At 41.6% G+C, this 25,056-nt stretch carries 21 protein-coding genes; 3 read left to right on the forward strand and 18 right to left on the reverse strand.

Annotated elements, in window-relative coordinates; genetic code table 11:
- Positions 1–25: 25 nt before the first annotated feature.
- The 11 genes from AACQ93_RS09435 to AACQ93_RS09480 all read right to left on the reverse strand — a co-directional run bounded on the left by AACQ93_RS09435 (position 26) and on the right by AACQ93_RS09480 (position 14,738).
- Positions 26–1,804: a hypothetical protein gene (locus AACQ93_RS09435; RefSeq protein WP_157097546.1), complete on the reverse strand. Its 1,779-nt coding sequence runs from the start codon at positions 1,802–1,804 to the stop codon at positions 26–28.
- A 77-nt stretch (positions 1,805–1,881) separates the two neighbouring features.
- The gene (locus tag AACQ93_RS09440) at positions 1,882–4,380 is read right to left on the reverse strand and encodes an AAA family ATPase (protein ID WP_064604470.1); all 2,499 of its coding nucleotides are present in this window, start codon (positions 4,378–4,380) and stop codon (positions 1,882–1,884) included.
- 6 nt (positions 4,381–4,386) lie between these two features.
- Complete coding sequence (locus AACQ93_RS09445; RefSeq protein ID WP_064604473.1) at positions 4,387–5,871, reverse strand: hypothetical protein; 1,485 nt, start codon at positions 5,869–5,871, stop codon at positions 4,387–4,389.
- Positions 5,855–9,178 carry a DEAD/DEAH box helicase gene (locus AACQ93_RS09450; protein ID WP_064604475.1) on the reverse strand — a complete coding sequence of 1,108 codons (3,324 nt, stop codon included), beginning with the start codon at positions 9,176–9,178 and terminating at the stop codon, positions 5,855–5,857. Before AACQ93_RS09450 ends, AACQ93_RS09445 begins: the two co-directional genes overlap by 17 nt.
- A gap of 8 nt (positions 9,179–9,186) precedes the next feature.
- Entirely contained in the window at positions 9,187–10,668 is a 1,482-nt protein-coding gene (locus tag AACQ93_RS09455; RefSeq protein WP_064604478.1) for a protein kinase domain-containing protein, read from the reverse strand.
- A 1-nt stretch (position 10,669) separates the two neighbouring features.
- Positions 10,670–11,362 carry a PP2C family serine/threonine-protein phosphatase gene (locus AACQ93_RS09460; protein ID WP_064604481.1) on the reverse strand — a complete coding sequence of 231 codons (693 nt, stop codon included), beginning with the start codon at positions 11,360–11,362 and terminating at the stop codon, positions 10,670–10,672.
- A gap of 1 nt (position 11,363) precedes the next feature.
- Positions 11,364–12,038, reverse strand: coding sequence for a vWA domain-containing protein (locus AACQ93_RS09465; RefSeq protein WP_064606617.1), 675 nt, complete (start codon positions 12,036–12,038; stop codon positions 11,364–11,366).
- A gap of 493 nt (positions 12,039–12,531) precedes the next feature.
- Positions 12,532–13,374 carry a hypothetical protein gene (locus AACQ93_RS09470; RefSeq protein WP_064604484.1) on the reverse strand — a complete coding sequence of 281 codons (843 nt, stop codon included), beginning with the start codon at positions 13,372–13,374 and terminating at the stop codon, positions 12,532–12,534.
- A 33-nt stretch (positions 13,375–13,407) separates the two neighbouring features.
- Complete coding sequence (locus tag AACQ93_RS09475; RefSeq protein ID WP_064604487.1) at positions 13,408–14,199, reverse strand: hypothetical protein; 792 nt, start codon at positions 14,197–14,199, stop codon at positions 13,408–13,410.
- On the reverse strand, positions 14,193–14,441 hold the full coding sequence (gene mobC / locus AACQ93_RS25460) for a plasmid mobilization relaxosome protein MobC (RefSeq protein ID WP_064604490.1): 249 nt from the start codon (positions 14,439–14,441) through the stop codon (positions 14,193–14,195). Before mobC ends, AACQ93_RS09475 begins: the two co-directional genes overlap by 7 nt.
- A gap of 36 nt (positions 14,442–14,477) precedes the next feature.
- Complete coding sequence (locus AACQ93_RS09480; RefSeq protein ID WP_064604493.1) at positions 14,478–14,738, reverse strand: hypothetical protein; 261 nt, start codon at positions 14,736–14,738, stop codon at positions 14,478–14,480.
- 435 nt (positions 14,739–15,173) lie between these two features.
- On the opposite strand from AACQ93_RS09480, the gene AACQ93_RS09485 reads away from it, so the two are divergent.
- Positions 15,174–15,467, forward strand: a complete 294-nt coding sequence (locus tag AACQ93_RS09485; protein WP_007470531.1) for a hypothetical protein — start codon at positions 15,174–15,176, stop codon at positions 15,465–15,467.
- A gap of 71 nt (positions 15,468–15,538) precedes the next feature.
- Here the strand turns inward: AACQ93_RS09485 and AACQ93_RS09490 are convergent, their stop codons facing one another.
- The 6 genes from AACQ93_RS09490 to AACQ93_RS09515 all read right to left on the reverse strand — a co-directional run bounded on the left by AACQ93_RS09490 (position 15,539) and on the right by AACQ93_RS09515 (position 21,707).
- Positions 15,539–16,219, reverse strand: a complete 681-nt coding sequence (locus tag AACQ93_RS09490) for an RES family NAD+ phosphorylase (protein ID WP_064604496.1) — start codon at positions 16,217–16,219, stop codon at positions 15,539–15,541.
- Positions 16,219–16,623 carry an MbcA/ParS/Xre antitoxin family protein gene (locus AACQ93_RS09495; protein ID WP_064604498.1) on the reverse strand — a complete coding sequence of 135 codons (405 nt, stop codon included), beginning with the start codon at positions 16,621–16,623 and terminating at the stop codon, positions 16,219–16,221. The genes AACQ93_RS09490 and AACQ93_RS09495 overlap by 1 nt, the downstream gene beginning before the upstream one ends.
- 189 nt (positions 16,624–16,812) lie before the next feature.
- Positions 16,813–18,042, reverse strand: coding sequence for a peptidase T (gene pepT / locus AACQ93_RS09500; RefSeq protein ID WP_064604501.1), 1,230 nt, complete (start codon positions 18,040–18,042; stop codon positions 16,813–16,815).
- Positions 18,043–18,289: 247 nt separating this feature from the next.
- Positions 18,290–19,549, reverse strand: a complete 1,260-nt coding sequence (locus AACQ93_RS09505; RefSeq protein ID WP_084419081.1) for an ABC transporter substrate-binding protein — start codon at positions 19,547–19,549, stop codon at positions 18,290–18,292.
- On the reverse strand, positions 19,546–20,988 hold the full coding sequence (locus AACQ93_RS09510; RefSeq protein WP_064604504.1) for an ATP-binding protein: 1,443 nt from the start codon (positions 20,986–20,988) through the stop codon (positions 19,546–19,548). The genes AACQ93_RS09505 and AACQ93_RS09510 overlap by 4 nt, the downstream gene beginning before the upstream one ends.
- Positions 20,989–21,002: 14 nt before the next feature.
- A complete protein-coding gene (locus AACQ93_RS09515; protein ID WP_064604507.1) occupies positions 21,003–21,707 on the reverse strand; it encodes a response regulator transcription factor in 705 nt (234 codons plus the stop codon).
- Positions 21,708–21,916: 209 nt separating this feature from the next.
- Between AACQ93_RS09515 and ptsG the strand changes: the two genes are divergently transcribed.
- Both ptsG and AACQ93_RS09525 read left to right on the forward strand, forming a co-directional pair.
- A complete protein-coding gene (gene ptsG / locus AACQ93_RS09520) occupies positions 21,917–23,359 on the forward strand; it encodes a glucose-specific PTS transporter subunit IIBC (RefSeq protein ID WP_064604510.1) in 1,443 nt (480 codons plus the stop codon).
- 16 nt (positions 23,360–23,375) lie between these two features.
- Entirely contained in the window at positions 23,376–24,287 is a 912-nt protein-coding gene (locus AACQ93_RS09525; RefSeq protein ID WP_064604513.1) for a PIG-L family deacetylase, read from the forward strand.
- A 112-nt stretch (positions 24,288–24,399) separates the two neighbouring features.
- Here AACQ93_RS09525 and AACQ93_RS09530 read toward each other — a convergent pair whose 3' ends face one another.
- Entirely contained in the window at positions 24,400–25,056 is a 657-nt protein-coding gene (locus tag AACQ93_RS09530) for a DUF2987 domain-containing protein (RefSeq protein WP_064604516.1), read from the reverse strand.

The following is a 25,056-nucleotide window of genomic DNA, read 5'->3' on the forward strand; positions in this document are numbered from 1 at the left end:
CAACAACTTCAAACCAACAGCGTCACTAAAGCCTTATTCGACTATACCATCTCCCCAGTCTTTTGAAGCTATTCCCATCAGTGTTCGCCGGATACATCTCAAATAGCCTGCCCTGTTCTGTATTGATGATTTGCCATTCGAGCTTGCAATCATTATTCACACATACTGCTTTGAACGTTTGTTGGTCACGATGATAAAACTGTGCTTTTTGTTGGCAAACCGGGCAAATAGCAAGCTGGTCTAAAGAAAATTTATTCTGAATAAAATCTTCAAGACTCTTTTTTGCCTGATGTTTTTTCAGCTCATTCCCTAGGCGGTTCATATCTGCATCAGAGATAGGTTCGAGCAGGCGAGCAGAGTGATTACTTAGCGCCTCAATCGAGGAGGTATTCTTGATGGTGGGCAGAATAGATGTCGGTATTTTATCTATCACGATACCGTATTCATTCAGAGGCTTTATCATCAACCAAGTTTGCAATAGTGAAGTCAAGCGTTCCTCCACATAAAAGTCCATCGGTGTCAGTACCAGAGGGCCGGTATAGTCACCGGTTAACCAATCCGCAACCTGGGATGGACTTTCATCATGGTTCAGACAACAAGGTATTATTAGCCTGTTTTTTTCTTGAAACGCCTTCAATTGATCAGAGCGCCACGAAGAGATGGCTACTAATTCCAATTGGTTGCCATAATGGGCATCTTCAATTATCCATCTTGTATTTTCGAGCTTAACCGTGAGTTGCCGCCCTGATTTCGATAAACACTTATAACTGCTCGCAGCACTCTCAACAGTGTATCCAAGCTGGCAGAGCGAACGATAAATTATCATGCCACAATAATGGATATAAGCTTGTTGTAACGCCTCCTGGCCTTCAAAGTAAATAGCAGGTGTTTGACTACCATTGTGACGTTCTTTTCGTAAGGAATTCCATAATAATAGTAAGTATCTGTAATGCTGATCGTGACTAAGGATATTTGTAGGCTTAAGCTGACCAGGTACCTGAGCATTACGAGGGACACACTTATAGAGTGAACCATTTATCAACTGCTTAATCTTCTTCGATTGCTGCTCTAGTTTGTGCCTGGTACTTTCAAGTAACTCTAGAGCCGACAACGCGCTCTCAGATGTAAATGTTTCACCCCATAATGCAAACAGTTTTTGGCTGATTCGGTAATTCAACTCAGTAGAATTTTCCAGATCAAGCGCTTCATTAAGGTTTGTCTGAAGCTCAATGACCTCACTTATTCGCTTATCTAAAAAGCGATCTAACTTATCAAGTAGTCGAGCAAAAACCCTATTCTCATAAATATGATATTCATCCTCACTGATCAGACCCATTATTTTTTTGGGTTGAATCCCCGTGAGCGTTCGTCTTTGCCAACATTCTGAGTGTGCTGCCAAATGCCTATGGGAAGAAGAAGCCAAGCGTTTCGCTCGGCTTACAGGCTGAACCAACTCATCATATCGCATATCATAACGTGGACGGCGACTGATTTCGTGAAGGTGCCCTTTCTCAAGTACCTCTTCTAATCGTTCTTCAAGTGCATTCAGCTTACCTTCATCACTGAAAAGCTGACTAGGGATGAGTGGAGATGGTTTTACCTCTGATTCAAATAAATCTACATGCTGATCTATCTGTAGCAATGCTAGGCAAACTAAATCATAGTTAGCCTGATCTTCTGTGTTAATTGCGTCCTGACATGAAAAAGATTCTTCTCCAATGTTAATTCTTCCGGTTCCATCTCCAACTAAAACCCGCCCTTTTTCAAGCAAGGTATGTCCGTTAAACAACGCGTCTTCAAGCACAACATACCTGCCTGGCAGTATAGCTTTAGGCATGTCCGAGGATGATATGGGTTTATTTATTAACCGATCCTGAAACCTCATGCTCCACGCTCCAGGCGCTTACGATCCTTTTCAATAACGGATAAAGAGTAGATTGGCTCTCCCTCAAGCTTTAACTTATCCTTCCATGTAGCCTTCAAGGCATTACTTACAGCATCAAGATCAGTACCAGAAATATCAAATCGACCTGTCACTTTACCTTGGCGGAAAATTTTCGTTGCAAGGAGATGATCTAAGCCTTCTTCAATCGTTCCTCCCGAAGCTTTAACAACCGGAATGAAACGCAATGCATGACGTTCTAAACGATTTCCCCAGCTAACATCAAAGCTATTTTCCAGAATCGTTCTTAATTCACTATCAATCAAGCCATTCATCAGCTGAGTGACTTTACGCTCACCATTGTTACATGCCTCATCGAACTCGCTTTGCATTGATTTATAGCTGTAAATTACATTAGGTTCATAAGCATCAGCGTTGAATTTATCTGCGTTACGAACAAGCTCCATGACATGTGAACGATCATACGTTTTATCGGCAAACTCATTCGTTGTCTCATCATGGTTAGCAGTGCCAATGAACCAGACATTTTCTGGAACTTTAAGAATTCTCCCCTCTTTTAGTAAATTAGGCGCGTTTTTCTGCTCATTCTCGACAAGAACAATTTCGCGGTCCCCTGGCTGCTTTTCCATTGCAGAAAGGAACTCAGCAAAATATTGCTCTGGCCGAGACAGGTTCATCTCATCTAGAAGGATAATATTAACCCGATCCTTATACTCTGGCAGCTGTGCACGGTACAATGCCTGAAGTGCTTCACGTTCATAAAACTTCTTCTCAAACGCGTTATAGTGGCCGATTAAATCATCTTTATCGCGCCAACCCGCCTGTACCGCAATATCGGTACAATTACCACCGACAACCTTCGCAAACGCTTTTGCCAAACTGGTTTTACCTGTCCCCGACATCCCTTGGAGAATATGCAAGTTACTCATCGCAAGGCCACCAAGGAACAAGCGAATATCTTTTTCCTGATAGTAAAGCGGCGAACCTGGATAAACACTTGCCATACCTAAACGCAACTGTTCGGCAAAGCCTTTTAGCCCAGGAATGGGTTGGATGTTCACAGCATCTCTTCTATGTTTCTGATCCATTGAAGACAAAGCTGGGAAGACCTTACTTCCTTGATGCTTTTCAATCAGATCATCGAGTTGATGTTGTAGTCCTTCGACTGCAGAATCTAAAGCTCGATTATGTAACTCTAATACGCGTTTTTCCTTCGCAAGATTGTGTTTTTCTGCGGTGCTTAGTCTTATTTTATGTAACTCTGCTTGAGTTTCTTCATACTCACGTCGTAGATCAGAAATGGTATCTTGTTGATCATGAACTCGCTCTTCTAATATTTCGCACTTTTCTTCCAAGTCTTCTGCATCTGATATATAGGCTCTTTCCTTTAACTCTTTATTTTGCTGACGCAATCCGGCAAGCTCTGCTTGAACATCCTCAATATTTGCATTATTGAGTGATCGCTCCAGGTCTTTAAACTTGATAAGCTCTTTTTGCAAATTGGCAATTTGCTCTTGATCTTGAGTTCTGCATTGACGCTCTTGTTCTAACTGACTTTGTAAGCTACTAATCTCTGAGCTGAAATGATGCCTTATCTCATCTTCTTTGCTCAACTCCCACTCCTGCTGGGAACGCTTTCGCATTTCAAGGATTTGCTGTTCTCTTTTTAATTCCTTGTTGTCACTTTCTAATTCTAACTTCCTTTTCTCTATATTCAGCACCTCAGTGTCTAAATTGTCTTGCTGTAATTTATGTTTAACATTTATTTCATCCAACAAGCGCTGTCTCTCTTGTTGCAACTTTTTCTGTAAATCTTCTCTTTCTACAATAAATCCAGCTCTCGCATCTGCTTCACGCTGATCAAGTTCACGCTGCTTTTCAAGCAAAGTACTTTGCAATTGCTTAAGCTTATTCCAATCATCTGCTAACTTTTTATTGTGCTCATTCTCTAATTCAAGCAATTTAGCACTTTTTTTCTCTATTGCTTCTTTAAGCAAACGAACAAAACCAGCTTCTGCCTCAGAACGCTGCTCATCAATTTCCTCTTGTAATGCAAGCTGTTCTGTTTCTTTTATGTTTAATACTCTTTCTTTTTCTTTTAGCTTCTGAGTATCATTATCTAGGGCGTTTTTAAGTTGATTCAACTCAGACTCATTACATTTTAATTCTGCCTGTAGATTCGCAGCTTGCTCTGATAGTTTATCGTAGTTTCCTTTTGCTTCACTGTGCTCTTTAATCTTCCCTTGCAGAGCAACCAGTAATGACTGGATTTCTTGCAACGCTGTCTCTGCTTGCTTCTTCATCGTAGGATCTTGCTCAAGAACAGAAACATCCGATTGTAGAGGTGAGATCCCCTCAGCTACTGGTACGGCTTTGTTAATAAAGCTTTTAATTGCCCCAAAACTTTTAGTTGTACTTTTTTCTTTTTCATTTGTATGGTTGTGATTTGAATTCTTATTTCTATTTTTCTTAGCCATAACCTATTACTCTATTTTCCCTAACAATATCTCAACCCACTGAGTGGTGATTTTTGCACACTCAAGAGCAATTTCTTTATCGGTTTTCTTACCTGACGCATGTGCCGCAGATTCATTACGAATATTGGCAATCCTTAGTATGCTAGATATAGCTAATTCATCTGCAGTAAATTTAATAAGTGGGTGTTCTTCATGATACTGTTGAATGAATATACAAGCCGCTATAAGAGGCCGTAATGAAGTACTATGATCTTCACTCATAGCAGCATAATGTATACTTCCAGGTTTTATGTTAGCCAAATTTTCAATGTCATTAGCACTTAACCAATGTTCACCTAGCACTTCAAGCGCATTTCTAACATCATCCCTTTTCCAATTATTCTTAATAAAGCTTTTACTTGGTGAAGGCCATTCATCAAGCATCCACTTAAAACAGCATTCATATACCTTCTGAGCTTGGGTGATAATGTCATCACAGTCCTCAAAGCGGATATAATCATCATCACCAGTTTCAATCAACAATTGTTCACGACGGAGTAATGCACCAAGATAATCCGACAGATTGGGTATGCGTTCAATATTTTTAAAATTCGCGAATGTTTTAAAATCCACCTCAGCAGCTAATCGCCTATTCATCTCCTCCCAGGTTTCTTTTTCCGGTGCTTGCCCGATAAATTTGCTTAACCGACCAGCAAAGACTCTATTGTTTTGAGCCTGTAAAAAAACATCTTTACGGAGATAATCAGCGGATGAAGAAATCGCAATGGGATCAGTTACTGTCCAATACTGCGTTTTATCATCAATTACCCAACCGAATACATATGCCTTAAATGGTTTCTCATCTATATAGTCTATTTCATCCGGCCGGAATTCCTGTGCTGTGGTATCAAACACCTCCCCTCGAACTTTCTGATTATGAATAGCATTATTACCCTGCTGAATAGCCTTACACAAAGTTCGAATTGGCGGCCTCTCCGGTTGGCTTGACTGACATTGCACTACATAGGGCTCTTCCTGCCAGCCAGTTTCTCTATTCGCCATAAATACGAGCGTTCCTTTGCTCGTAGTTGATTCAGGCTCAACATCAGACAAAGAATGAGCGACCCGAGGCCAAAGCTTGCCGCTGATAGCGTCTTGAAAAACATAAGCAGTTGTTAAACTACGTCGGACATCCAGATCATTTTCAAGTAAACCAAGTCCTGTTTCAGTAAGCTTTCCATTCTTATCTAGCCAACCATTTGGTTGCAATTGGCACGCAATAATATAAAGAACCATCTCTTTTTCGATACCGAGCCACTCTGCTATTTCCTCTGGATTAGGCCTTCCTGCATTTATCAAACCTAAGATGGTTCGTTGAAAGAGATTTAATTTAGTGCGGGTACTATCAGGGGCTAATACCTCCCAAACCCACACAGGCCATAAAAACGACTTTCCACGAGGTATGCGTCCATCGGCAAAATAATTGAGGTATCGATCACTGAATTTTTCCATACTCACCACACAATTGAAAATATGCTGGTAACGCTGGCACAGCAACTTCTGCTGCCGGATGGTTACAAAGCTCTTTATCACCCACAGCAATAAGCAACCGCTTCTGACGACTCATTGCCACGTTTAACCGGTTATCTAATCGCAAAAATCCATAGGCTCTCGTTAGTGCGTCATCATCATTGATATCTATGCTCCCAGAAAATGTTCGAACGACCGAAAGCAGCACTACATCGAATTCTTTTCCCTGAAAAGCATCAACTGAACCCACTCTTAAACGCTCTTCCTGTTCACCTTTATCGTTAACCAAAAACTGCCATTCTGGTTTTATTACTGGCTCTCTATTTTCACTTCTGTCGGTCAATTCTTCAGCAATCATTGCTTCCAGAATGCAACTTACTTGGGCGCTATAGAAAGTAATCACTCCAACGCTTAAATTCGGACAACTTACCAATATTTCCTTTGCCTTAGTTGCAATAACTCTCGCTTCTTCGTCCCTTCTTAAACTTCCGTTAAAACGATAACTAGCTCCATCTGTCCTTGGCACATCTATCCAACCGCAGACTTTTCCTTCATAACCAGGCACCTGATGCTCAAAATCTTCCTCATTAAGCCCTGAATATATTTCAGGTAAGCCATACCTCTCATAGAACTGTTCGCTGATATACTTACCTAAAACCGGATGCATTCGGAATTGAGTATCAAGCATAACTACCCGTTTGGGTTGTCCTTTCTCTTTTTCTAACGCCAGTAATCCCTGCATCATTCTCTGAAACAGGCTAGTATTTAGCATTTCCTTATGTACTTGACTAAGTTCAAATTTTTCTGCTAATTCATCTTCAACTTTAGGCTCAAGAAGATGTGGTAATTGACGGTGATCTCCGACCAAAACAATACGCCGCTTGCCCATAGCCATAGGTACCATCAAATCGAGTGGATTGGCTCTCGCCGCTTCATCAACAATAACTGTATTGAAACTTAGAGCGTCTTGAAAACGTACTTGCTTCAGGTCAATCATTGGATCACTTGCCGCTTGCTGACAGGTAGCCCCTAAAACTGCAGTGTATTCTGATACGGCCTTTTTAATTGTTTCAGGTGTATTTGTTAGTGCTGAGTGATACTCTTCCAGAACTTTAAGATAAGCCAGTGAGTCAGATTCCTTAATCAGCTGCTCAACTTCATCGTGAATACTATCTAACAATAAACACTCATTCTCACTCATCACCCTCTGAACATGACGTGGACGATAGTCTGGTATCAACTGATCAAGCAAATGAACCTTAAGTGTCTTCAATTGAGACAGTTCATTATCATCTGGCTGACTTTTTGAACCTAGTAATTCTAATAGGCGCCTATCCTTATCAGTAAGCTGATAGTTCTCACTGCCACAAGCATCCAAAAAACGAATACACTGATTCATGCCATCGTCTTTAAAGGAACTGAGTGTTGTCCGAAGTGCTCTTGCCCGCCGAATAAGAAACCGGTTCTCTGATATTCCAACCGATGAACAAGTATCAAGTATGTTCGTCGACCATTCATTCCATTGCCGCTGAATCGATGGAGAAAGCCTAATCTGATAAGCTTCGGCCAATGTATCCAATGAACGATTAATACTCTCTACCAACTCTTGTTTCTGCTGGTATCCTGGTTTTGATAGTCTTAAGACTATCAAATACTTTTGTAACGACCTCACTTCAGCAAAAACCGGTTCCTTAGCACACAAACTGCTTAGTGTTTTATCAAGCTTACTTGCTTTTTCTAAGCACCAGCTAACAATTGGGTTTTCATTTTGATCATCATTCTTTTGCTTTTTTCCTCCAGTCTTAATACCAGGTAGCCCAAATACATTCGATCTTTCCATTACATTATCGACGGCATCATGTTGAAAGCTGGAAACTAGCATCTGGTGTTGTATGGGCAAATCTTTTTGCTCTTCTGCCAAGCGAACCTGTAAGGCGGTAATTACTTGAGTTTTCCCTGTTCCAGGAGGGCCAATAATTATCGCTACATCAGGAGTATTTAGTGCAACCTTAAGTGCTTCTTTTTGTTTTGAGGTCGGCTCCCCCTTAAATCGCTCTCGGGCAGCTCGGCTAAGCGGCCTAAGTGTTTTTGGTTTTTCATAAGGGATATCGATACCTTCCAGCAAGTAATGCAACTGTGGCATTTGATTATTACGTTGCTGAATACAGTTCACAGCCTGAAGGCGTCTTTCTCGAACTTTACGATGACCATGCATAGAAAGACAGATAACACCTTCTTTAGGGGGCTTCCTATCTCTTTCATCAGTTATCCGTAATGTCACCAGGCCATCATCAACCCTAACAAGATTACAAAGCCACGGCTTCCCAGCAACACGTGTTAAGCCCGTTCCTTCTACGTCCTGCTCGTTATCCAACCAATCCGGTAAAGTCCCCATCACCTCAAGTGTTGGCTCTTGCTTTTCCTTATCTTTTAGCTGCTTCCACTTTTCATGGAATGACCTACCATTTTCATTGGTAACACTAAAAACCCACTCTCTTAGGTGATCACCCTTATCACGATCTTTGAAAGTTAAACCTCCAAGCTCTCTTGCAGCTTCAAGGCTAATCGCCCACTCCATATCGCTATACTGCTGCCAGAGCTGCATATAACCCCCATGGCTACGAACGGCATCTTCCAAAGCATGACGGTGAATAGGGTTATTCAGTTGGCCCGCAACAGATACATCGACAAATCTGATGTCACCCATCAATACTCTTAACGCTACACCACTACGTCTGGTGCGACTAAGCTTTGAGATACTCCAATAGCCATCTAGTTCATCCAAGGTAGCAACCCAGTCACAACCACGGATCTCAAGTGTTCCGTTTTGACTTCCTGCATATACAGAAACAAAAACTCTTTGCTGAACATCACCGCCTAAGATAAATTCATCCGTCAGCCACTGTGAAGCCGCTTCAACAGTATCAGTTTGAATTTCACCTCGTTCATATAGCTGCTGTACAATCTTGCTACTTATGCCAAGATCTAAATCAATAACCGTAGGGGCATCAGCAACTTCGACATTGCGAAGATAAAAACGCCCTTTTTTGATGGATGTTAAAGCCCAGAGAACTTGACCTCGAGTAACTTTTAAACGCAGCTCTTCTTTAGCATGAATAGGTTTAACCTTTAAGTTTTGCTCACCTTGAATTACGTAGTAATACCCACTGTCTTCAATAACAGAAACTTCATCACCAACTGACCAGAATTTAGACTCAATAGCCACATTGTCATGACTTATTAGCTGTATGGTTTGTGGAGCTAAGCCTGAAAATTTGCCTAATTTCATATCACCCCCTACCAAACAAACTTCCAAACAGGATGGGAAGAATAGGCTTCAGTACCTTTATGACGAAGGTGAAGAGCATAAACATCTCCTTTTCGACTCTCATTTTTCAACCGCTGCGGCCTGTTCAGAACATGGGTTTTACCATCACTCTTCCGTTGTAATTCAACATAACTATCCTGATAAGGTGCGATTAATAATCCATCATCACGAAGTTCAATAGCACAAATTTGTGGAGACTCGTTATATAACTCAGTACCTTTGGAAGCTAAATGCAATTCGACTTTCTGATTACAATTCAGTAACTGAAGTGACGGGGTTGCGATCCATGGTGATTCTGATAAATGAGGTTCTTCATTATACAGGTAATGTTGCATTACTAAGTGACTATGCTCAGGTTGAACTGCATCGCAAAATTGACACTCTAGCTTTGCGTTATAGATAAATGAAGCCTCACATAATTCGTTATTACAGCAGTTTTGCAACAAAGCTATTGCTTCATCCAACGCATCAGACCATGTACTCATACTGGGACGTTCGGATATTTCATTACGACCAAAACTAAAACACCGATTAAATAGCATTCTAAGCTTTTCTGTAGTAACAACGTCTAATGGCAGACCATTACCGGGTATCCACTCGTTACTATCATCCTCTTGATCGTATATCCATGGGAGATCTCCCCGATCGGCCATCTCAGATACTTTTTCCACATCATCATCATCCTGCTCTGCTTCCTCCATTATCAAACCAGATTTAAAGGGGTGACAATGAGCAAGTAGCTGTAAAGCAATAACTGCAAAACTCCAGCAATCCGTAGACATGTTAACTCCGGACTCACCTCGAATGATTTCAGGAGCAGCATATCCAGGCGTATAGTAGTGACCATAACCACTACGCTCACTTACACAAATATTGTCACAATCAATTAGCCATAACTGATGAAATTCAACCGAGTTAGAGATAAAAATATTAGCCGGTGATAGATCTCCATAGGCCAAACCTTTAGCGTGTAAGCCAGCTAAGGTCTTGGCCAACTCCTGTAACAAACATAGTCTTCTCTTTAAACCACCAGTTTGGTTGTAACCATTCAACGGATCGTCTTCATTTTCAGCCAATGACAACTGTGATTTCTCTAGAGAATTTTCCAGGCTTTCAAGACCATCCATTAGCTCCATAACATAGCCGCTAACACTTGCTGGCTTCATAAGCACTTCTAAAGGGCGCGCGATATGAAGTCCATCTAAATCTTGCCTCATCAGCCAACTGATATGTCGAGACCAAGCTTTACGCTTTTCTAATTTTGCCTCTTGATTAATTTTGACCAGTACACCAGGTAAATCAGTTTTACACACAATGCCCTGACCACCCTGCCCGACTTTATCTACAAGAGTATAAACAGTCCCTTTCCTATCTATTACTTTGCGGTTACCAGTCTTTTTTTTGTTCGTGCTATTTTTTTTCTCAGCACGCTCAAATGTATTTTCAGTCATATTACTTCCTGTAAATAAGTGCTATGGACTTATCGTCGGTATTAGATGGGGTTGGCCATGCTTTCAATTCATTGGTGATCCACTGCTTACCGTAGCGCATCCCCATTCCTTTCATTTGCTGAACCATAAAAGGCAAAAAATCATCGATATGTTCCAAGTCATCACTGATACCATCAGTCATCAATGCAACCCCCTGTCCAAGCTTTGTTAACAATATTTGCTTACATGCCCAATCACTATATTTACGTGAAATCCCCAATCCCGTTGTTTCGTTACCAAATCCATATTCAGGACGTTCTGAAAGCGAACCTTTTTCGTTAGCATGGTAAAGAATTGTCCCATCACCCAACTGTAACAAACGAGTTTTCCCGTTAGCTTGTCCCCACGCCACCAGACACGTAGCAACAGCATCATTCGGTTTGATATCACCTAACAAACCTAACCAGTTTTTATAAATACAGTGGATTAAATCATTATCTGTGACAGCAAATGGCAATGATTTCACTGCCATTAGTACAGCTCTACAAGCGCAACGAGATCCTATTTCTGAGTGAGGCTTTGAGCCCATGCCATCACTAACAACTGCTAACCAACTACTATTCCACTTTCGGGTAAGTACAGCATCTTGATTGGGTGTACCACTTTCTATATGACCTAGACCTCGAACTGAAGCCGCACATAAATACGCACCCATCTTAAAAATCCAAATCTAAAATGTCGTCATCCGGTATATCATCAAAGGAAATAGCAATGGGTTGGTTAGGCGTAGCACTTCGAGTTCGACTGGTTACACTCATACTCACAGCACGGAAAAATTTAATGATGTCATGTGCACTATTGGCTTTAAATAATGGAGTCTCAAGGTCATTAATGAAATCATTCAATAATGATTCATCCGCATCACTTCCTATAGCCATCGCCATACGAGTCGCTTTCTGTGCTCGCTCAGAATTACAGAATGCTAAAAAGCTCTGAGACCAATTATCTGTAGGATGACCATCCGAGACCAAAATAATTACTGGTCGATATGATCTTGATGGTATCTTTTCCTTATCTTCGACAAGATCCCTAGCTAATTCAAGAGCTGCTCCCATTGGCGTACTGCCCGTAGCAGTTAAACCTGAAAATGTACTTAGATTATGAGCAGGTGTTAATGGAGTGTGTTCATTAGCCGTTCCACCAAAAGTAATAACGCTGAGGTGTATCTCTGCATTAAGACGGCTTTCAGCAGAAAAAATATCCACCATATCGCGAAGCGCTTGGTTCATGGCTTCGATTTTACCATCTACGCTCATGCTACCACTGGTATCTGCAAGAACAACTACCGGAAGAGGTCGTGCTGTTTTAGCTGCAAATTTTTTTAGTTTCATTTCCATCCCTTTAAACATATTCATTATCAAATTTTACGTTGTATAAACTATCTTATTCCTCCCTCTTCGATCTGTTCACAAGCTTAAAAACAGCTACTTATAATAAGTATGCTATCGAAAAAACGTGAGTTAATGCGACCGATTCCATAAAGATCGTTGTAACACTAGGCGGAGTGTCAATTACAAACATTTCCTGCTCTTCTCTTTATAGGAATGAAGGCAATACCGAGCTTCATCAATTCCTGAATGTAGGCCTGCTGGTCACCTTTGGCCTCTGTCAGCGGTTCTTTTCGTAGCGATCCACAGGCTATCTTGCAATATTCTGAAAACCGTCAAATTAGCTGGCTAGCCAAGGTTACCGCTTGTCCTTTCATCGGACGCGGATTAAGCTTAGAGCTTCACTCTAAGAACCCCAGAACGAACTTAATTTAGGGCTTACAGCCAGAGCCTTTAGACATGTTTTCTTTATAAGTTTTGTCTTGCTTCATTTCAGCTACTTCTCGCCCAACAGCTCGAGCAACGAACCTAATAACATCTTTAAGTCTTGATTTCGTAGTTCGAAATTTCTAGTTTTTCGTTCTGTTGCTTCAACTGTTCTACCATCCACTCCTCCTTCTTCTGTTGGTATTTCGAATACTTGTCCAAAACTTGCCCTAAGTCGTCCAAGTACTCGGACAACTTGCTCTGTAGTTGCATGTGATTCTCTTCCAGTTGTTCTAACCTCATCTGGACCTGTTCGAGTTGTTCGGATTTTTCCTGCCAGTTCTTGATTTGCTCCTGAGATTCGTCCATTGATTTTCTCAGTTCTGTCTTCAAAGGCTCTAGAGCAATCTCTAAGAGGCTTATAATCGCTTCCATACAAAAACTCCTCTATCATCGCCATAACTTTCTGAAATGCTTCTATGTTTTGTTGTAATGTGAGTGGATTGGCTAATTCCTTTGATTTGATAAGAGCAATAGTATGCTGAATTGCTTTATAGGCCTGCTCTCGTTCCCAATGAGCCATGTGATCTGAAAGTTTAGGAATTTCTATCATGCCTTTTATATCGAGAATTGAAATTACTCTATCAATAAGTTCATTAGTATTTTTCTCACGCAAGGACGTTCTTCCTCGCTTTCCAACTGCATCATTGGTTTTGTATTTAATCCGATTGTAAGCAGCTCTTTTTTGAAATGCCTCATCCATTTCTTTTTCTAGTTCAGCTAAAAGCTCTAATCTCGTCTCTTCGGATTCTCGAGCTTTTTCAACCCGACTGAGTACCTTCACGTTATAATCAAACCGATCATCAAACAAACGCCCTTTTAAACGAAGCGTAGCTCCACCTAATTTTTTCACGACCAAGTATCTTGAGGAGGCTTTCACATATTCTCACCCGTGCTTTTCTTCGAACTCGGAGCTTTTGAGGTAATTCACGACATCCCATCTAGTCTGAAAAGCGCCTAGCTCAAGTTTCTTATTTAGATCATCGTAGAGCTGTTGCTTGAAATTTCGATTAGAATCATACCTTCCTATCGCAGAAAAATATTTGACCCTTGCAGAATACATTGGGTCTGCAAGATCATACTTAAGATTTATATAATCACGGATCAGGTTAAGAACTCTTTCACATCCAGGAGGGAAAGGATTAAAATATTTCATTGTCGTTGGGTGAATTCTCGGAAATACACCATGATCTTCAAAACGAAACTTGTCGGTATGTTCAACCCAGTAACTAGCCTTGTCTTGCTCACCGATGCCTGCAAATGCATATTCTTCCATCAACTGTCTGGCCTCAAACATAGCCTCCGGGTTTTGGAGTAGCTTTTCGTTATCATCCGCGGGGTGGGATAAAACCAGGCTAGTATATTTGTGAACATGAGGGCTTAAATTGATCAGCTCATAAACGAGATCGTAAGCCTTAGGTGTTAGCTCTTTCGGTTCAGTGTTTCTCAGCTCTCTGGTTATAGCTTTCAACTCATGTTGAGCTAAACGATATAATTCACGTTCTTCAATATTATCACTGTTCTTATAGCTTCTTATACACTCAAGCCACTCTTTACGCTCAGCGTTCTGTTCAGGTGTATAAGCCTGAAATGGTGATATCAAATAGCTTAGTACAGGAAATGCCGTATCATAGCCAGTTTTAGTTGAGCCAGTATCCTTCATAATTTTGATTAACATAACTCCACCACTTCATTCAGAAGAACACTTATCAATACCAGTCTAAACTCAACTTCAGAAATCTGAATAAGTATTTCTTTTTTATCAGTAGTATTCTGATATGTGTTACACCACCGCACAAGTTGGTTTAAGTTTCTTCCAATTGCATTAAGTTCAAGACGTACTTTCAGAAGTTCACTTTTTATTTCTTTGTTAATTATTAAGGATTCTGTGTTAACATTTTCAGAGCCATTTGCAGTCATTATTGATATGGCATTTTGCAGCTTATTAGATGTTATTTATTTAAATAGGTATTTTTGCCACGGAGAAAGGCGAGCTTCATATCTTAGAATTTTTGCATCCCCTTTTACTAACCATTCGATTACACCTTTTCGTAATATGTCATCTTGAATTATAAGCTGCAATCGAGAGTCTAATAATCCATGGTTTCTACTGCGTAATCCACTAAGCTTTTCACAGACTAAATCAAAATTAGCTTTATCTTCTAAATAGTCTCGAGCATCTTCAGAAAACCAATCAGGTGTTTTTATACGAGCCATATTTTGCCCCTTAGCCTGCTGGGCTGGCCAAGCTTTACCTTCCGAGTCTTAGGGGGAAGCCCTGACTCAGTAACTCGTCGCCGTGTACGGCAAACGAGGATCCTTGCTGATTTTTTCATCCGGTCCCCCCTGGTTGGATGAATACAATAAGCGAAGTGGATAGAGTTTAGAAAAGAAGCATTTGATAGACTTAGGTCATCTTGATAGTTTTGTGAGATTTTGCAAGTCACTACCAATCCCTTAATCAAGGGGGAAATCACCAACAAATACCATTTATAATCATATGGTTAACCAACTTTCACCGACGTGCTTCACGTTATTATGAATTTCATATCGCATATTTCTGCAATTATGTATCACTGGTCACAGTTTAACCTTCTCTATTTTTTATACTGATCATGTTCATTCGATACATGACTTTGAAAAGGGAACTAAATGAAGTACAAAGCTCAAGACTTGAACTACAAAGGTAACAACTGTGGTGTCCATAACTGGATGACAGAACAAGGTAAATCATTTTACTGGCACCCAGACTGGCTTCATATTGCAGAAGATGAAACCGGCCTACGTGGTAAGCATGAGTTATCCATAGATAAAGGAGATAATGTTACTAAAGAACATGCTGTGACAGCGATTTTGAAGCATCTGAACAATGCCATTGTCAAACGTATCGATAACACCCCAGAATTTGAAGAAGCAGCTAAAGAAGCTGAAAAAGAACTAAAATAGCCCCTCTATTTTAGCAGTCACCCTATGCTACCAAGCTGGCATAGGGTGTTTTTTTATTTGCTCGCTTCGACTTATACCAACTGCATTTCAAATACTGCATTCACAGACTTGCCGTTCCATTTATAACTATAGTGTTTTGACTGGCAAACCTTGGTTACCAAATTTGGCTTGAATAATGCGTAACAATTGTAGCCCTGATGGCGAACCGATTGATAAACCACCCCATCCTGCTTCTCTGATTTGAGCGAACAGGCAAATACCTGCGAATGGCTGTAATTTGTTGGGTGGTAAAGTTCTGAATCAAGATAAGTTTGATCAGTGATATCAGTTAGCTCTGCATTGAACCACGCATCAATACACCGCATCTGGATGTCCTGAGCAGGCTCTTGCGTATATCCCATCACTCGCTCCATATGATGTACCGTTTCTTTAATCGCAGTATGTACATCCGGCGCCGCATAATAAGCACCAAAATCGGCAGTATTAAACCTCGCGCCATCTGGATTAACATGGGTAAAAGCGGCCATCACATAGCTACAATGAGGAATACCAACCAAGCGCTCTTCCACCGGTACACTGGCAAAGTTACCGACCTCTTCAGTCAGTCGCGGATTGGTCAGGGCTTCAATCGCAAAAACGGCATCTAACTGGGAAGCATCCGCCACATCTTCATATAAACTGATTGGCGGATACTTTGACGGGATCAGGCGATAGCAATGTTGATCATCAAATTTATGAGTCGGATATGACATCAGGACTGCCCACCCCGCCATGCGTTAAGGCGTGAAGCAACCTGATATAAATCAACAACTTTACCCTGCATCATCACATCCATCGCTGAACGTCCGGCAAAAAACGGATGTGAATTCGGCTTCTGAACCCAGTTGTAAACACTTTCGTCGGAAGTAAACAATATCCGCAAGCACTTGTGGATATTCAGGATATAACTCATTCGTTCCAGCAGATCTTTAGACACCTTGGCAGATTCCGGATGGCTTCGATATTTGTTTAAAGTCGATCGACTGGTTAAGCCCAATACCGCCATTTGTTGGGCCTGTGTACATGACCATTTATCGAGAATGTTAAACACCACTGGCAGCACAACATTACCTGCGTCGGCCTGGGGCTGATTCTGTTTAGCCTGGGATGCATTCATAAGCACCTCTCAACCATTTTTCCTGTCTATTTATGAACAAGATTAGCATTGATGATTATAAATAACCATCCTTATTATATTCCATACCATTGCTACCTCTTCTACCTGTTCTTCTGTAAACAACACAGATAAAAAAAGAGCCGCATAAATGCGGCTCTTTATGAGAAATATTACGCAGTTAATCAGAAATTACTGATATTTTTTCGCTGTGTTTTCAGCAACTTTTACAATCACTTTCACAGCCTGCTGCATACCTTCGACAGTGATGAACTCATGGATACCATGGAAGTTGTAACCACCTGTGAAGATGTTTGGACAAGGCAAGTTCATGAATGACAAACGTGCACCGTCAGTACCACCACGAATTGGCTTGATGAGTGGCTGTACATCACACTCAATCATTGCTTCTTTAGCCAGTTCAATAATGTGCGGATGAGGCTCAACCATTTCACGCATATTGCGGTAGCTGTCAGTGATCTTCAGCTCAACACGACCTTTTACAAGCTGGCTGTTCAGCTCATCTACTTTTTCCTGCATGAAGACTTTACGACGCTCTAGGCTATCGCCATCAAAATCACGCAAGATGTAGTTCAGAACAGTCTTAGCAACACCGCCTTCCATTGCAACAAGGTGGTAGAAGCCTTCATAGCCTTCTGTGCATTCAGGTGTTTCTTCCGCAGGCATCATCAGCTGGAATTGTGCTGCGATGTTCATGGCGTTGATCATCTTATCTTTTGCTGTGCCCGGGTGTACGTTCACACCGTGGCAGATAACATCAGCAGAAGATGCGTTGAAGTTTTCATATTCCAGTTCACCAACCGGGCCGCCATCAATGGTGTATGCCCATTTAGCGCCAAACTTCTCAACATTAAACAGATCAGCACCACGACCGATTTCTTCGTCCGGTGTAAAGCCGATGCAAATCTCACCGTGTTTAATTTCCGGGTGATCTTTCAGGTAAGCAATGGCTGTGATGATTTCAGCGATACCAGCTTTGTTATCTGCACCCAGCAGCGTTGTACCATCAGTTGTGATCAGGTTATGACCATGCAGTTTGTTCAGATCTGGATACTGAATCGGAGATAGCACCTCATCGCCAACACCAAGAGCAATATCGCCGCCCTGGTAGTTTTCAACGATTTGAGGTTTTACATCTTTACCGGATGCATCCGGCGCTGTATCCATGTGAGCGATGAAGCCGATTGTCGGAACTTCATAGTCAATATTAGATGGCAGACGAGCAGTCAAATAGCCGTTTTCATCCAGCTCTACACTGCTAAGCCCAAGCTCGACAAGCTCTTTTTTGATCTGTTCTGCAAGCACGCGCTGCCCTTCAGTACTCGGGCAGTGGTCAACTGATGAGTTAGATTGAGTTTCAAAGCTAACGTAACGCAAAAATCTCTCAATTAATTTATCCATGTCCCACTCTTAATTATCTGGTGAATCAGTTGTCTGGAGAATCAAGATGACCCTTTTGAATTAGAGGCTTTATAACGTACAAGGCGCGCCTCAGATAATGCGTACCAAGTATCAGGGACACAAAACTAAAATGACTTGCGATGAATCAGGTTTTCGTAAATTGAACGATTTAAATTCCCATTTTGCTAGCCATGTAGCAGCATTTGCTGCTTTTGAGTTAGATCTTGCACAACAATTCTAAGATTTCTTAAAGATTCAGATTACTTGACCCCATATTCTGCATATGAACGATAACATCATCTGGCTGCATGGTCGGGTCGTTGAAGAAACGGTACAGCTCGCTGGATGCCGCTTTCTCTATAACCGGGCTGACCGCCATCGAATCAATAATACTTGGAACCAGGGTTCCCAATTCTTCTGCTTGTTTAAAGTCTAGCTTTGCTTTTAGCGCACAAGGATTAAAACCTTTCAAGGAAACATTCTCATAGGCAGGAATTGAGCCTTTCCTTCGGTTGAATTCATAAAGAAAATCTGGCTCAGAGACAATCTTTGCTATCCGGTTTGCCTGTTCATTTGTCAGCAACGGCTTTTTGAATAAGGCAAAACTATCCATGTTGTAGATAAAGCCTGACTGTTGGAATGGTGTCGGAGAACACAGAATATTGTCAGGAAACTCCCCGTTCATTGCCATTAACTCACCGGCAACCCAGTCTCCGGTGATCTGAAATGCCCGTCTTCCCTCTAACAAATCCTTTGTTGCTTCCTCCCACCTTTGCTTTGATAAGTCAGGTAGAACAATAGTACTGATCTGACGGAATTTACTTAATGCTTCATGGGTTGTTGAGCTGGCCAAAATATCAGGGTCCAGTTCAATGAAAGCCTTTCTGTAATAATGCGGCCCACCTATCCCGAAAGCGATATTTTCAAACAACTGAACAATCTGCCAGGGTTCATTGCCAATCGCCAACGGCGAAACGCCCTTTTGCTTTAACTGAGAGAAAACATCAATCAACTGCTCCCAGCTTTCAGGCATTTTTAACTTATGTCGGTTCAGGATGTCCATATTCACCCACATCCAGTTAAGTCGGTGAAGCGTCACCGGCACTGCGACATAGTTACCATTATGCTGATGAATTCCACGAGCCAGTGAAAGTAGTTTTTCATCCCAGTTTTGCTGTTTAGCTGCATCATCGAGGTTATGCAAAAAGCCCAAAGCCGCCCATGATTTGATCGCGGGACCTTCCAATTGAGCCATATCCGGTGGATTTCCCGCAATGGCTCTTGCCTGCAAAATAGATTTGGCTGTTTTACCTCCGCCGCCCTGAACAGGCACATTGATAACATTTAGATCTGCTTCACTGAGCACATCATTCACCACCTCAGCTGATTTAACTTCCCCCTGAGATGTCCACCAATGAAGGAAATGAACATCCTGACTGGCTTGCGTTGTATCGGCATAGGTTGTCAATGAACAGCCGACAAGCAAAGCAATTAAAGCATATCTCATACTTCTCTCGATAAAATTAAATGAGCTTCAAGCCCCTGACAGGGATGATTATTCAGTTTCAGATCGCCTCCATGAGAACGAGCGATGCTTCGGGATATCGTTAAACCAAGTCCGGAACCGTGAACATCCAGCTGTTCGGCTCTAAAATAAGGTTCAAATACCTTTTCAAGTAATTTATTCTCGATACCGGGTCCATAGTCACGGATTGTAATTTCCAGACAATCGTCAGAGTCGGATACTGAGATATCTACCTTGCCACCATATAAAACTGCGTTATCAACCAAGTTATAAACACACCGCTTAATCGCGACGGGCTTTCCTACATAACGAACTTCAGGCGGAGAATTAAGTGTGATGTGCAGAGATTCCCGGTTGTAATATTCAACGCATGTTCCGATTAACTGACTGATATCTATCCACTCAGATTCTTCATGTATATCCGTCTCGCGAATACACTGCAAAGCGCCTTTGAGCATAAGATCGACTTCATTAAGCAGTTTCTCAAACCGCTTCTTTGTATTGTCATCATCCAGCATCTCCGTTCGCAGCTTGAGGCAAGCCAGCGGTGTTTTCAAATCATGAGATATCGCACTGAACAACATTTCACGATCACGGATATACGCCCTTACTCGACGATTCATTTTATTAAAAGCATGCACTGCGGCCCGAGTTTCCTTGCTGCCTTCTTCCTTTATTTCAGTCACAACCAACTGAGACCCCATCAAAGTTGCTGCTTTAGCCAATGATTTAACCGGCCGGATTTCTCTTTGTAAGATCCAGGCGGTACCGAGCATAAGCAAAATAGATGTAATACCGAGAAAGATTAGCTGCCGTTGATCCAAAAACTGTGTCGACAGAGATGAAAAAGGCACAGGAAGAACCGAAGCAATGTAAAACCATTCCTGGTCTGACATTTCAATTTGCATCACCAATATCGGTAAATTCAGTTCACCCAGAACCAAGCTGTATTTTGTCCATATTTCAGGCAATTCATCCAGTTTAATTCCTGAGTTAAATACACGGATGTCTTCTCTTCTGGTGATGGAAACTCTGATATTTTTTGCTGAATCCATTTTATTCTTTAGTTCTTTTTCTGTCAGTTCAGATAACCAATGAGTGAAATTATAACCAGTAATGTTTTCATTAAGCACGTATGTATTATTAATTGAAATAAAAAAGCGTGTACCACCGGCCTCTCTCAACTGATTAAGAATAAGATGTCGATAATTAACGGGTAATGACTGAAAATAATTATACGTTTCTGATGCTGCGCTTGATATATTCAGCATTGTACTGGTTATACTTTCTCTTTTTGATTCTTCATTTGCCTGAAACCATATTGCTCCGGCAATTAATTCAGCGATAACAATAACAATCAACAATGTCACACCGACACGAAATGAAATTGACTTAAAATAAAAATGTTTAAGTTTTCTCATAACGCCTATATCACTTATGCTTCATAAATAGAATCAACTGCCAGCATATAGCCTTTATTTCTGACTGTAATAATTATTGAACGTGAATCATCATGAAGATGTTTACGTAAACGGCTCATCTGAACATCGATGCCCCGCTCCATCGGTTCAACATCTCGCCCCCATACACACTGAGCAATCTCATCCCGGCTGAACACCTTGTTCGGATGCTGTAATAGCAGGCTTAACAATGAGAAATCTGCACCAGATAACTGAGCAACGTCGCCACTATCATGAATTAACTGCCTTTTGACGGTATCAAAAGTCCAGTTCAGAAAGCCTATCCTGCGATTAAACGGTGTGTTGTTGCTAAACTGACTCCGACGCAACAAAGCTTTTATTCTCGCCAATAATTCCCTTGGACTAAATGTTTTCGTTATATAGTCATCTGCACCAATTTCCAATCCTGCGACGCGATCAACCTCATCACAAACAGCAGTTAACATAATAATTGGTACGTGTGACTTTAACCTTATTTTGCTGCAAAGCGTTAAGCCATCATCACCAGGAAGCATGATATCCAACACAATTAAATGTGGTTCCTGATGATTGAAATGTTGCCACATCTCATCACCATCAGATGCAGTAATAACATTAAATCCGGAACGACTTAAATACTCACTTAAAGCATCCCTGATTTCTTCGCTGTCATCCACAACCAATATTGTTTTCTGTTCCATGCCGAATCCTTTCTTAACATGAGCGATTTAACTTATAAGGTCTTCACTTGTATATCGCAACATTTTTTATTGGTATTTAGATGTAGTTACTATTTTTATTTACTTTGTAAGCATTCTATTACAAACGAATGACCATAATTTACCTTACCGAGTATTTATTCCTTTAATGTTGAAACTGAACAATCGTTAACAATATAAGGATTATCTCTATGTTCAGTTCTACCTTTGGTATTCTACAAAGAATCGGACGGTCGCTGATGCTACCTGTCGCTGTATTACCAATAGCCGGTCTGTTACTAGGTATTGGTTCTGCCAACTTCTCATGGCTACCAGATTTGGTTTCCAACATTATGGCAATGTCCGGTGATGCGGTTTTCAGTAACCTGGCGCTTATTTTTGCAATTGGTGTAGCGTTAGGCCTGAGTGATAATGATGGTGTTGCCGGGCTGGCTGCAACCGTCGGTTTTGCAATTCTCACCGCCACTATGGGGGTTATGGCCAAATTGCACGGCATAGAAACTGCCACTGTCATTGGTATTCCTACCATCAATACCGGTGTTTTTGGTGGTATCATCATTGGCGCAATAGCCGCAGTCCTTTATGGCCGTTTCTATAATATCAAGCTTCCTGAATACCTCGGGTTCTTTGCCGGTAAACGCTTTGTGCCTATTGTTACCGGCCTGAGCGCCATTGCTCTGGGTATTGTGATGAGCTACGTATGGCCACCAATCGGTGGAATGATCGACAGCTTCTCCCACTGGGCTGCCTACCAGAGTCCAACACTTGCTTTTGGTATCTATGGTTTTGTTGAACGTTCGCTCATTCCATTCGGTCTTCACCATATATGGAACGTTCCTTTCTTCTTTGAAGTCGGTGAATACATTAACCCTGAAACCGGTGATGTGATCCGAGGTGAAATTCAACGTTATCTGGCTGGTGACCCGACTGCCGGTAACCTTGCTGGTGGTTATATGTATTCTATGTGGGCCCTACCTGCGATTGGTCTGGCTATCTACCGCTCTGCCCGCCCTGAAAAGCGTGCGCTTGTCGGTGGTATTATGGCTTCTGCCGCACTAACTTCATGGCTAACCGGTATTACAGAACCTATGGAGTTCTCATTCCTGTTCGTAGCACCTGTGCTATATGTCATCCACTGTATTTTTACCGGTCTTGGCTTTGCTCTTGTCAGTGCACTTGATATTCACCACAGCGTCACCTTTGCTCACGGTGCCATTGACTTCCTGATCTACTACCCACTATCCAGCAATGCATGGCTGTTTATTGTTATCGGTCCAATCTGGGCGCTGATGTACTACACCGTATTCCGTCTAATGATCTCCAAGATGAATCTGATGACTCCGGGACGCGAAGCCGACGAAAGCGACATCACTCAGGTAGCAAAAATTGGTTCTGAACTTGCTGAGAAGCTGATCACTGCACTTGGCGGTAAAACAAATATCAAAAATGTTGATGCTTGTATCACACGCCTTCGTGTGAGCCTTCACGATATCAAACAGGCTGACATTAATACCATCAAGAAATTAGGTGCCCGTGAAGTTCTGGTTATCGGCGATAACTTACAGGCAATCTTTGGTACTAAGTCAGACAACATAAAAACAGAAATTAATGAAGTGCTGGTGGCAACCAATTAATAAATGGGTGTGAATAATGAATAAATTACAAACATCGTTAGTTGTGCTCTCACTGGCCATGGCGCCAAGTTTGGCCACCGCTCAGAATTACTCAACGATTCCTGAGCAAAACTTGTACTTTTTGAGTCCTCATCCCGATGATATTTTGCTGACATTTGGCGGCTTAATCAGCAAATTAGCTAATGAGGGAAGTATCAAACAAAAAACCAACGTGACGGAAGTGTTCTTTAGCTTGTCGAACTACACAACGAACCATTTGGATGTTTTAACGAACAAACGAGTTATTGATGTCACGAAGATGCGCTACAACGAAGATTTCAGTGCACATACTGAAATGTTTGGAAGTTGGGATAACTTCCGATATAAAACCGCTGGTTTTTATGATGCTCCGCTACGTCTATATAAAGGGTCAGCGACTGTAGGTGGAGGCCCAGCAGGCTCCTTCCCTGACTTCAGACAAGCTGAGATTGACGTTTATGAGCGCATTGCTGCTGATGTTACTCCAGTACTTAAGCAAGACAACTGCGCCGCGTTTGTTCTTCTGGCAAACGGCTCGCACATCGATCACTTCACCGTACGTGAAGCAATCATGAAGGCTGCACACGACTTAGGTAGTCAGGCCAAATGTCAAATCTACTTCGGAGAGGATCAACCTTATACAGGTGCGAATCCGGATAAAGCAATGAATGAGCTAGATAGTATCAAAGCCAGATTGCCTAACAATGCAATCACCAAGATCTCCTACTGGTTTGACAAACAATATAAGCTTGAGATGTTTAAAAAGTATTACCTAAGCCAATATGATGTCGGCTATATCCCACCACTGGAAAGCGCTGATTTTGAGAATATATACAAGTGGGACATATCTACTTACGCCGATTTAAAAACACACCAACTGTGTTCTTCTGACTTCTGTACCATGAAGTAAGCTCAGTTCCCCCACAGACCAGTTACTTTGATGTATCTGGCGATAAGAAAAAACCCGAGCAAGCGCTCGGGTTTTATTTTTTCTTCATTGACCAAGAAAAGCCTTAGCGCAATTAATGCGGAATCCATGGCGTAACTTTCAAAGCCTCAGCAGGAAATGTCACCACATCCCCCTGACTAAGTTCCGCCAGCTTGATTATTGCTTTTCTGTTTTCAACATTGATTTTCTTACCGCTTGAAATTTGAAGCGGTTTTGTCACCCCATCGGCAAAATGGACAACCACACCACCGACTTCAGGCATAAACCAACTTGAAAACATTCCGCCCAAATCAGACAGTAAGTTGTCCATTTGCGGAACGAGAGAAGCGACATCCGATTGGCTGACAGACTGACCATATTGCTTATTGGCAATCACCTGCATCGAGACGTCACAAGTAATACCGTCATCAATCACAAAGGTAACGTCCGGATTCGCCTGACGAAGATTACTATCGATCGGTACTGCCAACTCGTAATCAGCAGGAATAACCAGCTCTTCGTAATGCTCTTCTTTCTGCATCCATCCTTTGTGAACTGTACATACTTCGCCATCTTTTTGATTCAAAAGATAGAAAGCAATACGTACATCGTCATGGCCTTGTTTCACATTTTGTTTCAGCTTTCCATAAAGAGTGCTGTATCGCATCTGAATATTTTGTGCGTTTACATTCTGAGCACAAACAGAAGCCGCTGCGAAAAAGCCTGCTAACAGCCAATGGGCTAACTTCAT

The sequence above is a fragment of the Photobacterium sp. J15 genome, from assembly GCF_963870815.1.
In the GTDB taxonomy this organism is placed as follows: Bacteria; Pseudomonadota; Gammaproteobacteria; order Enterobacterales; family Vibrionaceae; genus Photobacterium; species Photobacterium marinum.

What these genes read in the sequence shown, in the direction of transcription:
- mobC (WP_064604490.1), bottom strand. Translation starts at nt 14,441, where the DNA reads ATGACTGCAAATGGCTCTGAAAATGTTAACACAGAATCCTTAATAATT.
- AACQ93_RS09455 (WP_064604478.1), bottom strand. Translation starts at nt 10,668, where the DNA reads ATGACTGAAAATACATTTGAGCGTGCTGAGAAAAAAAATAGCACGAAC.
- AACQ93_RS09525 (WP_064604513.1), top strand. Translation starts at nt 23,376, where the DNA reads ATGAATAAATTACAAACATCGTTAGTTGTGCTCTCACTGGCCATGGCG.
- pepT (WP_064604501.1), bottom strand. Translation starts at nt 18,042, where the DNA reads ATGGATAAATTAATTGAGAGATTTTTGCGTTACGTTAGCTTTGAAACT.
- AACQ93_RS09485 (WP_007470531.1), top strand. Translation starts at nt 15,174, where the DNA reads ATGAAGTACAAAGCTCAAGACTTGAACTACAAAGGTAACAACTGTGGT.
- AACQ93_RS09445 (WP_064604473.1), bottom strand. Translation starts at nt 5,871, where the DNA reads ATGGAAAAATTCAGTGATCGATACCTCAATTATTTTGCCGATGGACGC.
- ptsG (WP_064604510.1), top strand. Translation starts at nt 21,917, where the DNA reads ATGTTCAGTTCTACCTTTGGTATTCTACAAAGAATCGGACGGTCGCTG.
- AACQ93_RS09475 (WP_064604487.1), bottom strand. Translation starts at nt 14,199, where the DNA reads ATGTTAATCAAAATTATGAAGGATACTGGCTCAACTAAAACTGGCTAT.
- AACQ93_RS09490 (WP_064604496.1), bottom strand. Translation starts at nt 16,219, where the DNA reads ATGTCATATCCGACTCATAAATTTGATGATCAACATTGCTATCGCCTG.
- AACQ93_RS09510 (WP_064604504.1), bottom strand. Translation starts at nt 20,988, where the DNA reads ATGAGAAAACTTAAACATTTTTATTTTAAGTCAATTTCATTTCGTGTC.
- AACQ93_RS09440 (WP_064604470.1), bottom strand. Translation starts at nt 4,380, where the DNA reads ATGGCTAAGAAAAATAGAAATAAGAATTCAAATCACAACCATACAAAT.
- AACQ93_RS09460 (WP_064604481.1), bottom strand. Translation starts at nt 11,362, where the DNA reads ATGGGTGCGTATTTATGTGCGGCTTCAGTTCGAGGTCTAGGTCATATA.
- AACQ93_RS09515 (WP_064604507.1), bottom strand. Translation starts at nt 21,707, where the DNA reads ATGGAACAGAAAACAATATTGGTTGTGGATGACAGCGAAGAAATCAGG.
- AACQ93_RS09450 (WP_064604475.1), bottom strand. Translation starts at nt 9,178, where the DNA reads ATGAAATTAGGCAAATTTTCAGGCTTAGCTCCACAAACCATACAGCTA.
- AACQ93_RS09505 (WP_084419081.1), bottom strand. Translation starts at nt 19,549, where the DNA reads ATGAGATATGCTTTAATTGCTTTGCTTGTCGGCTGTTCATTGACAACC.
- AACQ93_RS09530 (WP_064604516.1), bottom strand. Translation starts at nt 25,056, where the DNA reads ATGAAGTTAGCCCATTGGCTGTTAGCAGGCTTTTTCGCAGCGGCTTCT.
- AACQ93_RS09465 (WP_064606617.1), bottom strand. Translation starts at nt 12,038, where the DNA reads ATGAAACTAAAAAAATTTGCAGCTAAAACAGCACGACCTCTTCCGGTA.
- AACQ93_RS09495 (WP_064604498.1), bottom strand. Translation starts at nt 16,623, where the DNA reads ATGAATGCATCCCAGGCTAAACAGAATCAGCCCCAGGCCGACGCAGGT.
- AACQ93_RS09480 (WP_064604493.1), bottom strand. Translation starts at nt 14,738, where the DNA reads ATGGCTCGTATAAAAACACCTGATTGGTTTTCTGAAGATGCTCGAGAC.